We start from the raw sequence: 14,322 nt of genomic DNA, 5'->3' as shown, positions 1-14,322 counted from the left end.
ATTTGTCGAATGATTCTAGCTGGGCGCTATGCTTGGCCGGAGTGCTGAAGGCGAACATCCCTCTGGGGGACTTTCCCGGGGCATGAGTGAAATGATCGCGCGCACCGTCGCTTCGGGGCTGCGCGCAATGCCTTACGGCAGCGGCATCAATACCTTCTCGCTGGCCGAGGAATGTTCAAACAAAGGAAGAGGCTATGGTTCAAGTTCGCAAACTGGTGTTAGCAATAGCGGCCGCCTCGGCGCTGTCCTCCGGTATGGCGCAAGCGCTCGGGCTCGGGGAATTGACCCTGAAGTCGACGCCGAACCAGCCCCTGGTCGCCGAGATCGAGTTGCTCGACGTCCAGCAACTGACCGCCGCCGAAGTCGTGCCGAGCCTGGCCTCGCCCGACGACTTCGCCAAGGCCGGGGTCGACCGCCAGGCCTTCCTCAATGACCTGACCTTCACTCCGGTGATCAACGCCAACGGCAAGAGTGTCCTGCGGGTCACGTCCAGTCGGCCGCTGTCCGAGCCCATGGTCAAGTTCCTGGTGCAGGTGATGTGGCCCAACGGCCGTCTGCTGCGCGACTACAGCGTATTGCTCGATCCTTCCAAATTCTCGCCACAGGCCGCCGACGCTGCCCGGGCGAAACCGCCCCAGGTCGTGGCCACGCCGGTCACCGGGGCCACCAAGCCTTCCCAGTACACCACCACGCCGCGCGATACCCTGTGGGAAATCGCCGCCAAGGTGCGCAACGGTGGGTCGGTCCAGCAAACCATGCTGGCGATCCAGGCGTTGAACCCGAACGCGTTCATCAACGGCAACATCAACCTGCTCAAGACCGGCCAGGTGTTGCGCCTGCCGGACCCGGTGCAAAGCACGGCACTGCCGCAACCACAGGCCATCGCCGAAGTGGCTGCGCAGAACGCCGCCTGGCGCTCGGGGCGTCGTGGCGTGGCGGGTGCTGGCAAGCAGCAGTTGGATGCCACCAAGCGTGGCCGTGGCGAAGGCGCGCCGGCGCAGGCGGCTGGTCGCGACAACTTGAGCCTGGTGTCGGCCGACTCGGCGAAGGCGGGCGGCAAGGGCGCTGCCGGTGATGCCCAGGCGCTGACCAACAAGCTTGCGGTTACCCAGGAAAGCCTCGATTCGGCGCGCCGGGACAACGAAGAACTGAAAAGCCGCATGGCGGACCTGCAGAGCCAACTGGACAAACTGCAGCGCCTGATCGAGCTGAAGAACAATCAACTGGCCAAGATGCAGGCCGAAGGTGCCGCCGTTCCACCTGCTGGCGAGGCGCCTGCGGCGATGTCCGCGGAGCTGACCCCTGCGCCAGCGGCACAGGCCCCGACGACTGCTCCTGCGCCAGAAGCGACCCCGGAAGCGACGCCGCCTGCCGCACCGGTCGAGCCGACGCCTGCCGCGTCCAACGAGCAAAAATACAACGACTTGCTGACCAATCCGATCCTGCTGGGGTTGATTGGCGGTGGCGCGCTGCTCCTGCTGTTGCTGCTGTTGTTGCTCGCCCGTCGCCGCAAGGCCCAACAGGAAGCGGAAAAACACTTGCGCATGGCTCGCGCCCTCGAGGAGGAGGCTGACTTCTCCCCGGAGCTCGATCTGCCCCCGAGCAGCTTCGAGGGCATTGAGGTTCCACCACCTAGCGTAAAACTCGAGCCAAAACCGGCCCCTGCGCCAGCGCCCAAGCCGGCCCCGGTGATCGCGCCTGTGGTGGTCACGCCGCCTATCGCCGCGCCATTGGTGGCTCCGGCCGCCGAGCGTTCCGACGACGTGCTGCCCCAGGCCCAGTCCCATATCGACCGCGGCCGCTTGAACCAGGCCGCTGACCTGCTTGAGCAGGGCATCAAGGCCGAACCCCAGCGCAGCGACCTGCGTCTGAAACTGATGGAAGTCTATGGCCAGCAGGGCGACCGCGACGCCTTTGTCGCCCAGGAACGCCAATTGGTGGCCAATGGCGACAACTATGCCCAGGTCGAACAGCTGAAAAGCCGTTTCCCGGCCATGGTGGTCGCCACCGCCGCTGCTGGCCTGGCCGCGGCGACAGTGGCCGCGGAGCTGGACGCGCAGTACGTCAAGGATCTGCTGGAAGACAAATCGCCCACCGACGAGGAGCTGGACAGCGCCTTCGACCTGAGCCTGGATGACCTGGAGACCCCGGTTGCGCCGGCACCGGAGCCAGTCGCCGAGCTGGACGCCTTCCCGGAAGACGACGACCTGAGTTTCGAGTCGGTGCTCAAGCAGCAGACTGAAGCCAACGAAAGCCTGGACGACCTGTCGGAATTCGACCTGGACCTGGGCGCCGACGCACCAACCCCGGTCGCGGCGCTCGATGACGAAGACTTCCTCCTGGATCTGGACGACGACCTCAAGGGCCTGGATCTTCCAGCAGCCGAAACGCCGGCCCTGGACGATACGCCGGCCGACGATCTCGAACTGCCGGCAGATTTTGATCTGTCCCTTGCCGACGAGATGGATGCCCCTGACCGGCCAAAGGATGCCTTCGAATCCGAGCTGGACGATGTAAACGCCGAACTGGATCGCCTGTCCGACAGCCTGGGCCAACCGACCTTCACCGCCGAAGATGCCTTGGTTGGTGCTGAAGACGAGCCGGACTTCGACTTCCTCAGCGGTACTGACGAGGTGGCGACCAAGCTCGATCTGGCCCAGGCCTACATCGACATGGGCGACAACGACGGCGCCCGCGACATCCTCGGCGAAGTCCTCAGCGAAGGCGATGCCACTCAGAAGAGCGAAGCGCAGGAGATGTTGTCGCGTTTGGTGTGAGTCAGCAGTTAAACAAAAACGGCAGCCGGTGAGGCTGCCGTTTTTGTTTGCAGGTCATTCGTGCAGCTCTTGTGGCGAGGGAGCTTGCTCCCGCTCGAGTGCGTAGCGCTCGCAAAAGTGTTCGACGCGCCATGGAGAGGGTCTGCTTCGCAGCCCAGCGGGAGCAAGCTCCCTCGCCACAAGGACTTGTCCTTGCCTGAGAAATCACCTGAGCCTCTGTGGGAGCGAGCTTGCTCGCGATGGCGCCAGTCGATTCGACCCAGGACCACTGGTTGCACTGGCATCCCACCCCGACGGCCTTATAATGCCCGCCTTTGCGTACCTCAGCAGGCTGTAATTCCTTGGCAAACATAGACAACCCGGCCGCCGAAATGGCGGCCGACGGCTTTTTCCGGATCGCCTTGGGCGTTGAATACAAAGGCTCGCGCTACCGTGGCTGGCAGCGCCAGGCGTCCGGTGTATTGACGGTGCAGGAAACCCTCGAAAACGCGCTGTCCAAAGTCGCCGACTCGCCCGTGTCGTTGCATTGCGCCGGCCGGACCGATGCCGGCGTGCATGCCTGCGGCCAGGTGGTGCATTTCGATACTCAGGTCGAGCGTTCGATGAAGGCCTGGGTGATGGGCGCCAACATCAACTTGCCCCACGATGTCAGCGTCAGTTGGGCCAAGGTGATGCCGGCGCATTTCCATGCGCGCTTCAAGGCTATCGCCCGGCGTTATCGCTACGTGATCTATAACGATCAGATCCGTCCGGCGCACCTGAACGAAGAAATCACTTGGAACCACCGCCCGCTGGACGTCGAACGCATGGCCGAGGCCGCGCAGTACCTGGTCGGTGTCCATGATTTCAGCGCCTTCCGTGCCGGCCAGTGCCAGGCCAAGTCGCCGATCAAGGAGCTGCATCACCTGCGCGTGACCCGTCACGGCAAGATGATCGTGCTCGACATCCGCGCCAGCGCTTTCCTGCATCACATGGTGCGCAACATCGCCGGCGTGCTGATGACCATTGGCGCCGGCGAGCGGCCGGTGGAGTGGATCAAGGAAGTGCTCGACAGTCGCATCCGCCGTTCCGGTGGTGTCACGGCGCATCCGTTTGGCTTGTACCTGGTACAGGTCGAATATCGCGATGAGTTCGAGCTGCCGGAGCGTTACATCGGGCCACATTTCCTCACTGGCTTCTCGGAACTCGACGGCTGACGCCCTCCGCAGCATTTGTTACCATCCGGGACTTTCACGGATTTGCCTGAGGTTTTAGCCACCATGCCCGTCGTTCGCAGCAAGATTTGCGGGATCACCCGCGTCGAGGACGCGTTGGCGGCGGTCGAGGCCGGGGCCGATGCCATCGGGCTGGTGTTCTACGCCAAGAGCCCACGGGCGGTGACGGTGCAGCAGGCGCGGGCGATCGTTCAGGCCTTGCCGCCGTTCGTGACGCCCGTAGGGCTGTTCGTCAATGCCAGTCGTTGCGAGCTGGGCGAGATCCTCGATGCGGTGCCGCTGGGCTTGTTGCAGTTCCATGGCGACGAAACCCCGGCCGATTGCGAAGGCTGGCATCGTCCGTACATCAAGGCGTTGCGGGTCAAGGCCGGTGACGACATTGTCGCCGGTTGCGAAGCCTTTGCCGGTGCCAGCGGTATCTTGCTGGACACCTATGTGGAAGGCGTGCCCGGCGGTACCGGCGAAGCATTCGACTGGTCGCTGGTACCACAAGGCCTGGCCAAGCCGATCATCCTGGCCGGTGGCCTGACGGCGGAAAACGTTGCCGCGGCCATTCGTCAGGTTCGTCCTTATGCGGTGGACGTGAGCGGTGGGGTAGAGCAGGGCAAGGGCATCAAGGACCCGGCAAAGATTCGTGCGTTCATGGCTGCTGTTCGCAACAGCCAGTAGTCAATGTGACGGCTGGCAGACTGCCGCCGTCCATACCTGCACTGTACAAAGCAGGCAGGCACCGCCTCCGGGTGGGCCGATAGCGTAGGGGCAACCGCAGTGCAGCGGTTGCCGGGATGGCTGAGGAGGTTGGGCTGCACGCAGGTCATGTTTCGCGCTGACCGTGGTGGCCGTTCGACCCTCGCCGCACAATGAATTTAGCTCAAGGGCATACGCGGGGCCGCGAACCAGAGCGTTCGGGCCGCCGGTACTGGAGAAAGAAAGCATGAGCAACTGGTTAGTAGACAAACTGATCCCTTCGATCATGCGTTCCGAGGTGAAGAAAAGCTCGGTGCCTGAAGGTCTGTGGCACAAATGTCCATCCTGCGAGGCGGTGCTGTACCGTCCCGAGCTGGAAAAGACCCTGGACGTTTGCCCCAAGTGCAACCACCACATGCGCATCGGCGCGCGCGCCCGTATCGATATTTTCCTGGACGCAGAAGGTCGCGTGGAGCTGGGCGCCGAGCTGGAGCCGGTGGACCGCCTGAAATTCCGCGACGGCAAGAAATACAAGGATCGCCTGACCGCTGCCCAGAAGCAGACCGGTGAAAAGGACGCCCTGGTGTCCATGAGCGGCACCTTGCTGGGCATGCCAGTGGTGGTCTCGGCCTTCGAATTCTCCTTCATGGGCGGTTCCATGGGCGCCATCGTCGGCGAGCGTTTCGTTCGCGCCGCCAACCATGCCCTGGAAAACCGTTGCCCGATGATCTGCTTCGCCGCTTCCGGCGGTGCGCGGATGCAGGAAGCGCTGATCTCCCTGATGCAAATGGCCAAGACCTCCGCGGTGCTGGCGCGTCTGCGTGAAGAAGGCATTCCGTTCATCTCGGTGCTGACCGACCCGGTCTACGGCGGTGTTTCCGCGAGTCTGGCCATGCTGGGCGACGTCATCGTCGGCGAGCCGAAAGCGCTGATCGGCTTTGCCGGTCCACGTGTGATCGAGCAGACCGTGCGTGAAAAACTGCCGGAAGGCTTCCAGCGCAGCGAGTTCCTGCTGGAACACGGCGCCATCGACATGATCATCCATCGCCAGGATCTGCGTCCGCGCCTGGGCAACCTGCTGGCGCAACTGATGGGCCTGCCGACGCCGAAATTCGTCGCCGCACCGATCGAGCCGATCGTGGTTCCGCCAGTGCCTGCCGGGCTATGACCCAACGGACCCTGGGCGACTGGCTTGCCTACCTCGAGCAGTTGCATCCATCGGCCATCGATATGGGGCTGGAGCGCTCGCAAACGGTAGCGTCCCGCATGGGACTGGCCAAGCCGGCGCCCCGGGTCATCACCGTCACCGGCACCAATGGCAAGGGCTCGACCTGCGCCTTCGTGGCCTCGCTGCTGCGGGCCCAGGGGCTGAGCGTCGGTGTCTACAGCTCGCCGCACCTGCTGCGCTACAACGAGCGGGTGCAAGTGAACGGCGTCGAAGCCACTGACGCCCAGCTGTGCGAAGCCTTTGCCGCGGTGGAAGCCGGGCGAGGCGATACAACCCTCACGTATTTCGAGATGGGCACCCTGGCGGCGTTCTGGTTGTTTGCCCGTGCCGGTCTCGATGCGGTCGTGCTGGAAGTCGGCCTGGGCGGGCGGCTGGATACGGTCAACCTGGTGGATGCAGACATTGCGCTGGTCACCAGCATTGGCGTGGACCATGCCGATTACCTGGGCGATACCCGTGAATCCGTGGCCTTCGAGAAGGCCGGCATCTTCCGCCAGGGTGCGCCTGCGCTCTGTGGCGATCTCAATCCTCCTCAGCCATTGCTGGACAAGGTTCGCGAGCTGAGCTGCCCGTTCTTTCTGCGCGGGCGGGATTTCGACCTGGCGATGACCGAGCAGCACTGGCAATGGCGCGGCAGCGACCTGCGCGGCAACCCAGTGGAGTTGCGCGACCTGCCGCTGTTGGACCTGCCGATGGAAAACGCCGCGCTGGCGCTCCAGGCCTACCTGTTGCTGGGCTTGCCCTGGGATGCCGGGCAAATCGTCCAGGCGTTGCTGGCGACCCGCGTGGTCGGGCGTCTCGACCGCCGTCAGTTCGATTGGCAAGGCAAGCGCCTGAACCTGTTGCTGGACGTCGGCCATAACCCCCATGCGGCGCAGTACCTGGCCGAGCGCCTGGCGCGGCGGCCCGTGGCAGGGCGACGCCTGGCGGTGTTCGGGTTGCTGTCCGACAAGGATCTGGATGGCGTTGTCGAGGCGTTGGGTGCTAGTGTCCAGCACTGGGCGGTAACGCCACTGGATTCGCCGCGCTCGCGTACGGCGGCTGAGCTGCAGGACGCCTTGCAGCGTCACGGTGCTTCAGTGCAAGCCTACGTCAGCGTGGCCGACGCCCTGGAAGGGCAGTGTGCCCTGGCGACGGCCGATGATGAAATCCTGCTGTTCGGATCATTTTTTTGTGTTGCCGAGGCCCTTCAATGGTTGGCCCGGCGCTCCACGGAGGAAGCTGCAGATGGCATTGCTGGATAAAGCGTACAAGCAGCGCATGGTCGGGGCCCTGGTGTTGGTGGCCCTGGCGGTGATTTTCCTGCCGATGCTGTTTTCCCGCCAGGACGAGCAGCGTCAGGTCACGGTCGACGCACCAGCCGCGCCCCAGGCGCCTGCGGTGCCGCCTGTGCAGGTCGAGCCAGTGGCCGTGCCCGAGCCCCAAGCCTTGCCCCAGGAACCGGTGCCCAGCGACGAGGAGCTGGCTGAGCAACCTACCGCGCCTTCCACGCCGATTGCGCCTGCTCCTGCCACGCCGGCTCCCGCCGCGCCGAGTAAACCGACTGTCGCCCCCGTGCCTGTTCCGGCGGCACCGGCGATCAAGCCGGCCCCGAGTCAGCCGATCACCGCCGCGCCGACCAAGCCGGACACGACCCAGCGTCGTGTGGATGCCAATGGCCTGTCGGTCAGTTGGTCGGTACAACTGGCCAGCCTGACCAGTCGCGAAAGTGCCGAGAACTTGCAGAAAACCCTGCGCAGCCAGGGGTATAACGCCTATATCCGCTCCGCCGATGGCAAGAATCGGGTGTTTGTCGGGCCGCTGATCGAGCGTGCCGAGGCCGACCGCCTGCGTGACCTGCTCAGCCGCCAGCAGAACCTCAAGGGGTTTGTCGTGCGCTTCCAGCCAGAGCGCGGTTGACGGCGATTTAGCTGATTTGAATCACGCAGCTTACCGACAGCCCTGGGCTCTGCTAAAATGCGCCGCCTTATCCGTCTGTAGGCTGCACCGTGCCATTTACCTGGGTTGACTGGGCGATCGTTGCGATCGTCGCCATCTCCGCATTGATCAGTCTGAGCCGCGGCTTCGTCAAGGAAGCCCTCTCGCTGCTGACCTGGATCATCGCGGGAGTCGTAGCCTGGATGTTTGGTGGTTCGCTGTCCCAGTACCTCGCCGGATACATCGAAACTCCCTCGGCCCGCGTGATCGCGGGCTGCGCTATCTTGTTTATCGCCACCTTGCTGGTTGGCGCAATGATCAATTATCTGATCGGCGAACTGATTCGCGTCACCGGGCTTTCCGGGACGGACCGGTTCCTGGGCATGGCCTTTGGCGCGGCGCGTGGCGCGTTGCTGGTGGTCGTGGCCGTCGGGCTCTTGAGCCTGGGGCCGGTACAGCAGGATACGTGGTGGCAGGAGTCCCGGCTCGTGCCACAATTTCTATTGGTCGCAGACTGGTCCAAAAACCTGATTCTGGGTTGGAGCAGTCAGTGGCTTGCCAGCGGTATCAGCGTACCCGCTGAAATACCGTTCAAGGAACACCTCTTGCCGACGGCCAAAACGCCGCAGTAAGTGTGTTCAGTTCAGATCCATTAAGTAGGGGTTGCGTCGCATGTGTGGCATCGTCGGTATCGTCGGTAAGTCGAACGTCAATCAGGCGCTGTATGACGCGCTAACCGTGCTCCAGCACCGCGGCCAGGACGCTGCCGGTATCGTGACCAGCCATGACGGCCGGTTGTTCCTGCGCAAGGACAATGGCCTGGTGCGTGACGTGTTCCACCAGCGCCACATGCAGCGCCTGGTCGGTCACATGGGTATCGGCCACGTGCGCTACCCGACCGCCGGCAGCTCGACGTCGGCTGAAGCCCAGCCGTTCTACGTCAACTCGCCGTACGGCATCACCCTGGCGCACAACGGCAACCTGACCAACGTCGAGCAACTGGCCAAGGAGATCTACGAATCGGACCTGCGCCACGTCAACACCAGCTCCGACTCGGAAGTGATGCTCAACGTGTTCGCCCATGAGCTGGCCCAGCGCGGCAAGCTGCAGCCTACCGAAGAAGACGTGTTCGCCGCCGTGACCGACGTGCACAACCGTTGCGTGGGCGGCTACGCCGTGGTGGCGATGATCACCGGTTACGGCATCGTCGGTTTCCGCGACCCCCATGGCATCCGCCCGATCGTGTTCGGCCAGCGTCACACCGACGAAGGCGTCGAGTACATGATCGCCTCCGAAAGCGTGTCCCTGGATGTGCTGGGCTTCACCCTGATTCGCGACCTGGCCCCGGGCGAAGCGGTCTACATCACTGAAGACGGCAAGCTGCACACCCGTCAGTGCGCGACCAACCCGTCCTTGACCCCGTGCATCTTCGAGCACGTCTACCTGGCGCGTCCGGACTCGATCATCGACGGTATCTCGGTCTACAAGGCGCGCCTGCGCATGGGTGAGAAACTCGCCGACAAGATCCTGCGCGAGCGCCCGGAACACGACATCGACGTGGTCATCCCGATCCCGGACACCAGCCGCACCGCCGCCCTGGAACTGGCGAACCACCTGGGCGTCAAGTTCCGCGAAGGCTTCGTGAAGAACCGCTACATCGGCCGGACCTTCATCATGCCGGGCCAGGCCGCACGGAAAAAATCCGTACGCCAGAAGCTCAACGCCATCGAACTGGAATTCCGCGGCAAGAACGTGATGCTGGTGGATGATTCCATTGTGCGTGGCACCACGTGCAAGCAGATCATCCAGATGGCCCGCGAAGCCGGCGCCAAGAACGTGTATTTCTGCTCGGCGGCCCCGGCCGTGCGCTACCCGAACGTCTACGGCATCGACATGCCGAGTGCCCATGAGCTGATCGCTCATAACCGCACCACCCAGGACGTGGCCGACCTGATCGGCGCCGACTGGCTGATCTATCAGGACCTGCCGGACCTGATCGAAGCGGTGGGCGGCGGCAAGATCAAGATCGAGCAGTTCGATTGCGCAGTGTTCGACGGCAAGTACGTCACCGGCGACATCGACGATGCCTACTTGAACAAGATCGAGAACGCGCGTAACGATGCGTCCAAGGCCAAGACCCAGGCGGTCAGTGCGATCATCGACCTGTACAACAACTGAGTACGAACCGGCCCCGAGGGGCCGGTTTGCGTTTAACCGATTAAAGGAGTGACAGCATGAGTCAGGATTGGGATGCCGGTCGGCTGGACAGCGACCTTGAAGGCGTAGCGTTCGATACCCTGGCGGTTCGCGCGGGTCAGCACCGTACACCGGAAGCCGAACATGGCGATCCGATGTTCTTTACCTCCAGCTACGTGTTCCGCACGGCTGCCGACGCTGCGGCGCGGTTTGCCGGCGAGGTGCCGGGCAACGTCTACTCGCGCTACACCAACCCGACCGTGCGGGCCTTCGAGGAGCGCATTGCCGCCCTGGAAGGCGCCGAGCAAGCCGTGGCGACCGCCACCGGCATGGCCGCCATCATGGCCGTGGTCATGAGCCTGTGCAGCGCCGGCGACCACGTGCTGGTGTCGCGCAGCGTCTTCGGTTCGACCATCAGCCTGTTCGAAAAATATTTCAAGCGTTTCGGCGTAGAGGTCGATTACGTGCCCCTGGCGGACCTGTCCGCTTGGGATGCGGCAATCAAGGCCAATACCAAATTGCTGTTCGTCGAGTCGCCATCCAACCCCCTGGCCGAGTTGGTGGACATCGCCGCGCTGGCGGAAATCGCTCACGCCAAGGGCGCCATGTTGGTGGTCGATAACTGCTTCTGCACCCCGGCGTTGCAACAACCGCTGAAGCTTGGCGCGGACGTGGTGGTGCATTCGGCGACCAAGTTCATCGACGGCCAGGGCCGTTGCATGGGCGGCGTCGTGGCCGGGCGTGGCGAGCAGATGAAAGAAGTGGTGGGCTTCTTGCGTACCGCCGGACCGACTCTCAGCCCATTCAACGCCTGGATTTTCCTCAAGGGTCTGGAAACCCTGGGCCTGCGCATGAAAGCCCATTGCGCCAACGCCCAGGCCCTGGCCGAGTGGCTGGAGCAGCAGGACGGCATTGAGAAAGTGCATTACGCCGGTCTCAAGAGCCATCCGCAGCATGCCCTGGCTGCGCGTCAACAACGTGGCTTCGGTGCGGTGGTGAGCTTCGAGGTCAAGGGGGGCAAGGAGGGCGCCTGGCGCTTCATCGACGCCACCCGACTGATCTCCATCACCGCCAACCTGGGTGACAGCAAAACCACCATCACCCACCCAAGCACCACCTCCCACGGCCGTCTGTCGCCCCAAGAGCGGGAAGCGGCGGGCATCCGCGACAGCCTGATCCGCGTCGCGGTCGGCCTGGAAGACGTGGCCGACCTGCAAGCCGATCTGGCCCGTGGGTTGGCGGCCTTGTGATCGAGTTGGCAACGCCGCCGAGCGGCACTCATGGCCGGGTAGCACTGGTTACGGGCGCCGCACGCGGCATCGGCCTGGGCATCGCTGCCTGGCTGATCTGTGAAGGCTGGCAGGTGGTGCTGACCGACCTGGATCGCGAGCGCGGTTCCAAGGTGGCGAAGACCCTGGGCGATAACGCCTGGTTCATCGCCATGGACGTGGCGGACGAGGCGCAGGTCGCGACCGGTATCGCCGAGGTGCTCGGGCAGTTCGGGCGGCTCGACGCGCTGGTGTGCAACGCGGCCATCGCCGACCCGCACAACATCACCCTGGAGAGCTTGGACCTGGCTTACTGGAATCGGGTCCTGGCGGTAAATCTCGGTGGGCCGATGCTGCTGGCCAAGCACTGCGCGCCGTATCTGCGTGCTCACAACGGCGCTATCGTCAACCTGGCCTCGACCCGCGCCGCGCAATCGGAACCCGACACCGAAGCCTATGCGGCGAGCAAGGGCGGCCTGCTGGCCCTGACCCATGCCCTGGCCATCAGCCTCGGGCCGGAGATCCGGGTCAACGCCGTCAGCCCCGGCTGGATCGATGCACGGGACCCATCCCAGCGTCGTGCGCAGCCGCTGACCGATGCCGATCACGCCCAGCATCCGGCGGGCAGGGTGGGCACGGTAGAGGACGTGGCGGCGATGGTGGCGTGGCTGTTGTCGCGCAATGCCGGTTTTGTCACGGGCCAGGAGTTCGTGGTGGACGGCGGCATGACCAAGAAAATGATTTATGAGTGAGGCCGGTCGCGGGTGCCGTTTGAAACTGTTTTGAAAAAACTTCAACCCTGCTATTGACTTAGCTTCGGTACCTGCGTAAATTTCGCGGCCTCAGCGAAGCAAAGGGTGATTAGCTCAGCCGGGAGAGCGTCTGCCTTACAAGCAGAATGTCGGCGGTTCGATCCCGTCATCACCCACCATGTTTTACGAGAGTTTTGCGAAAGCAAGACGGAAGCTGTCAAAAGCCTCCACCGACGCGCAGCGGTAGTTCAGTCGGTTAGAATACCGGCCTGTCACGCCGGGGGTCGCGGGTTCGAGTCCCGTCCGCTGCGCCATATTTTCCGAAGCAGGTTCGCCTGGTTCGAGATCCAGATCCAAGGGTCTAGGTCAGACGAGTTAACTGGACGCAAGTCCATAGCGATACGCAGCGGTAGTTCAGTCGGTTAGAATACCGGCCTGTCACGCCGGGGGTCGCGGGTTCGAGTCCCGTCCGCTGCGCCATATCTGCTTCGAGGCCCACTGAACGCCTTGAAGCTAAGAAGAAAGCTGAAAAGCTACTTCTAGTCGATAGCAAAGACCCTGGTCGAAAGACCGGGGTTTTTTGTTTCCGGGATTTGAAAGGTTGGAACAAGCCCGTGGCGAGGGAGCTTGCTGTGGCGAGGGGATTTATCCCCGCTGGGCTGCGAAGCAGCCCTTGGTGTTGGGCGCTTCAGAACCCCAATTTATCCCGCAACCCGTAATACCAAGCCCCCATCGCCGCAAACGGCGTACGCAACAACTGACCGCCAGGGAAGGGGTAGTGCGGCAGGTCGGCAAACGCATCAAAACGCTCAGCCTGACCGCGCAGCGCCTCGGCCAGGACCTTGCCCGCCAGGTGCGTATACGTCACGCCATGGCCGCTGCAGCCCTGGGAATAATAAATGTTATCCCCCAGCCGCCCGACCTGCGGAAGACGCGACAGCGTCAGCAGGAAATTTCCGGTCCAGGCGTAATCGATCTTCACATCCTTGAGCTGCGGGAACGCCTTGAGCATCTTCGGTCGGATGATCGCTTCGATGTTCGCCGGATCCCTCGCGCCATACACCACACCGCCGCCGAAGATCAGACGCTTGTCCCCCGTCAGCCGGTAGTAATCGAGCAAGTAGTTGCAGTCTTCGACGCAATAATCCTGAGGCAGCAGGCTATGAGCCAACTCATCGCCCAACGGCTCAGTGGCAATCACCTGCGTACCGCAAGGCATCGACTTGGCCGCCAACTCCGGCACCAGATTGCCCAGATAAGCATTGCCGGCCACGATAATGAACTTGGCCCTGACCTTGCCCTGCGGCGTATGCACAACCGGACTGGCGCCACGCTCGATGCGCACCGCCGGCGATTGCTCATAAATCACCCCACCCAGCGACTCCACCGCCGCCGCTTCGCCCAGCGCGAGGTTGAGCGGATGAATATGCCCACCGCTCATATCCAACATCCCGCCCACATACTCATCGCAAGCCACCACCTCGCGAATACGCCGCTGATCCAGCAGTTCCAGCTGGGTATGCCCGAAACGCTCCCATAAACGCTTCTGCGACTCCAGATGGCCCATCTGTTTAGCGGTGAGGGCGGCGAATACACCGCCGTCCTTCAAATCACACTGAATCTGATACTTCGCCACCCGCTCGCGAATGATCCGCCCACCCTCAAACGCCATGTTGCCCAGCAACTGCGCCTGCTGAGGACCGACGCTGCGCTCGATCACATCAATGTCGCGGCTATAACTGTTAACGATCTGCCCACCGTTGCGACCCGAAGCCCCAAAGCCGACCTTAGCCGCCTCAAGCACGGTGACCTTGAAACCGTTCTCCAGCAAAAACAGCGCAGAAGACAGGCCGGTGTAGCCGGCACCGATCACACACACATCCGTCTCGACGTCATCCTGCAGGGCAGGGCGCGGAGGAACCGGATTGGCCGACGCGGCGTAATAAGACGCTGGATAGGAAGTGTTCGCCATTCTGCAACCTCTGTTTTATATTTTTTACGAATGCAGCGATCCTACCCGAGATAAAAATCGGCCGCCAGCCACCCCCGAATCTTCGTTGCCCCGGCGAAATTAAATATTTTGCATATTCATAGGGTTAGGTGGAAAAAAGGTGTTGACACCCCTCCGGAATTCCGTAGAATGCCGCCTCACAGCAGGCACGTAGCTCAGTTGGTTAGAGCACCACCTTGACATGGTGGGGGTCGTTGGTTCGAGTCCAATCGCGCCTACCAAACAAAATCCGCTCTGCTGGGCGGTCTAGAAGGGCTCACCGAAAGGTGGGC

The 14,322-nt window shown here is 63.0% G+C and carries 11 protein-coding genes and 4 tRNA genes; 14 read left to right on the top strand and 1 reads right to left on the bottom strand.

Features of this window, described 5'->3' with window-relative positions; genetic code table 11:
* Positions 1 to 194 precede the first annotated feature (194 nt).
* The 13 genes from AC515T_RS19425 (at position 195) to AC515T_RS19365 (ending at position 12,519) form a co-directional block, all read left to right on the top strand.
* Positions 195 to 2,777, top strand: coding sequence for a FimV/HubP family polar landmark protein (locus tag AC515T_RS19425; protein WP_496529647.1), 2,583 nt, complete (start codon positions 195 to 197; stop codon positions 2,775 to 2,777).
* 371 nt (positions 2,778 to 3,148) lie between these two features.
* Positions 3,149 to 3,973, top strand: coding sequence for a tRNA pseudouridine(38-40) synthase TruA (gene truA / locus AC515T_RS19420; RefSeq protein WP_003203852.1), 825 nt, complete (start codon positions 3,149 to 3,151; stop codon positions 3,971 to 3,973).
* Positions 3,974 to 4,036: 63 nt separating this feature from the next.
* Positions 4,037 to 4,660, top strand: coding sequence for a phosphoribosylanthranilate isomerase (locus tag AC515T_RS19415; protein ID WP_496529646.1), 624 nt, complete (start codon positions 4,037 to 4,039; stop codon positions 4,658 to 4,660).
* A gap of 265 nt (positions 4,661 to 4,925) precedes the next feature.
* Entirely contained in the window at positions 4,926 to 5,846 is a 921-nt protein-coding gene (gene accD / locus AC515T_RS19410; protein WP_496529645.1) for an acetyl-CoA carboxylase, carboxyltransferase subunit beta, read from the top strand.
* Positions 5,843 to 7,150, top strand: coding sequence for a bifunctional tetrahydrofolate synthase/dihydrofolate synthase (folC, locus tag AC515T_RS19405; protein WP_496529644.1), 1,308 nt, complete (start codon positions 5,843 to 5,845; stop codon positions 7,148 to 7,150). The genes accD and folC overlap by 4 nt, the downstream gene beginning before the upstream one ends.
* Positions 7,134 to 7,805: an SPOR domain-containing protein gene (locus AC515T_RS19400; RefSeq protein ID WP_496529643.1), complete on the top strand. Its 672-nt coding sequence runs from the start codon at positions 7,134 to 7,136 to the stop codon at positions 7,803 to 7,805. The genes folC and AC515T_RS19400 overlap by 17 nt, the downstream gene beginning before the upstream one ends.
* 89 nt (positions 7,806 to 7,894) lie before the next feature.
* Positions 7,895 to 8,455, top strand: a complete 561-nt coding sequence (locus AC515T_RS19395) for a CvpA family protein (protein ID WP_030142022.1) — start codon at positions 7,895 to 7,897, stop codon at positions 8,453 to 8,455.
* Between the two features lie 40 nt (positions 8,456 to 8,495).
* A complete protein-coding gene (purF, locus tag AC515T_RS19390) occupies positions 8,496 to 10,001 on the top strand; it encodes an amidophosphoribosyltransferase (protein WP_053123453.1) in 1,506 nt (501 codons plus the stop codon).
* 56 nt (positions 10,002 to 10,057) lie between these two features.
* The gene (locus tag AC515T_RS19385; protein WP_305481880.1) at positions 10,058 to 11,269 is read left to right on the top strand and encodes an O-succinylhomoserine sulfhydrylase; all 1,212 of its coding nucleotides are present in this window, start codon (positions 10,058 to 10,060) and stop codon (positions 11,267 to 11,269) included.
* Positions 11,266 to 12,039 carry an SDR family oxidoreductase gene (locus AC515T_RS19380; RefSeq protein ID WP_063320321.1) on the top strand — a complete coding sequence of 258 codons (774 nt, stop codon included), beginning with the start codon at positions 11,266 to 11,268 and terminating at the stop codon, positions 12,037 to 12,039. The genes AC515T_RS19385 and AC515T_RS19380 overlap by 4 nt, the downstream gene beginning before the upstream one ends.
* Before the next feature lie 103 nt (positions 12,040 to 12,142).
* Positions 12,143 to 12,218, top strand: a tRNA-Val gene (locus tag AC515T_RS19375).
* Positions 12,219 to 12,276: 58 nt separating this feature from the next.
* Positions 12,277 to 12,353: transfer RNA gene (locus AC515T_RS19370), tRNA-Asp, on the top strand.
* An 89-nt stretch (positions 12,354 to 12,442) separates the two neighbouring features.
* A tRNA-Asp gene (locus AC515T_RS19365) sits at positions 12,443 to 12,519 on the top strand.
* 208 nt (positions 12,520 to 12,727) lie between these two features.
* Here AC515T_RS19365 and AC515T_RS19360 read toward each other — a convergent pair.
* A complete protein-coding gene (locus AC515T_RS19360; protein ID WP_014337463.1) occupies positions 12,728 to 14,011 on the bottom strand; it encodes an NAD(P)/FAD-dependent oxidoreductase in 1,284 nt (427 codons plus the stop codon).
* Between the two features lie 183 nt (positions 14,012 to 14,194).
* Here AC515T_RS19360 and AC515T_RS19355 point away from each other — a divergent pair.
* A tRNA-Val gene (locus AC515T_RS19355) sits at positions 14,195 to 14,271 on the top strand.
* The last annotated feature ends 51 nt before the right edge of the window (positions 14,272 to 14,322 follow it).

This window comes from Pseudomonas sp. FSO-7 (genome assembly GCF_059579345.1).
The sequence above is the reverse complement of the archived record's forward strand: the minus strand, read 5'-3'. Positions and strand labels throughout refer to the sequence as shown.

Coding starts and splice junctions, on each gene's coding strand:
- AC515T_RS19400 (WP_496529643.1), top strand. CDS start 7,134: ATGGCATTGCTGGATAAAGCGTACAAGCAGCGCATGGTCGGGGCCCTG.
- truA (WP_003203852.1), top strand. CDS start 3,149: ATGGCGGCCGACGGCTTTTTCCGGATCGCCTTGGGCGTTGAATACAAA.
- purF (WP_053123453.1), top strand. CDS start 8,496: ATGTGTGGCATCGTCGGTATCGTCGGTAAGTCGAACGTCAATCAGGCG.
- folC (WP_496529644.1), top strand. CDS start 5,843: ATGACCCAACGGACCCTGGGCGACTGGCTTGCCTACCTCGAGCAGTTG.
- AC515T_RS19425 (WP_496529647.1), top strand. CDS start 195: ATGGTTCAAGTTCGCAAACTGGTGTTAGCAATAGCGGCCGCCTCGGCG.
- AC515T_RS19385 (WP_305481880.1), top strand. CDS start 10,058: ATGAGTCAGGATTGGGATGCCGGTCGGCTGGACAGCGACCTTGAAGGC.
- AC515T_RS19415 (WP_496529646.1), top strand. CDS start 4,037: ATGCCCGTCGTTCGCAGCAAGATTTGCGGGATCACCCGCGTCGAGGAC.
- AC515T_RS19360 (WP_014337463.1), bottom strand. CDS start 14,011: ATGGCGAACACTTCCTATCCAGCGTCTTATTACGCCGCGTCGGCCAAT.
- accD (WP_496529645.1), top strand. CDS start 4,926: ATGAGCAACTGGTTAGTAGACAAACTGATCCCTTCGATCATGCGTTCC.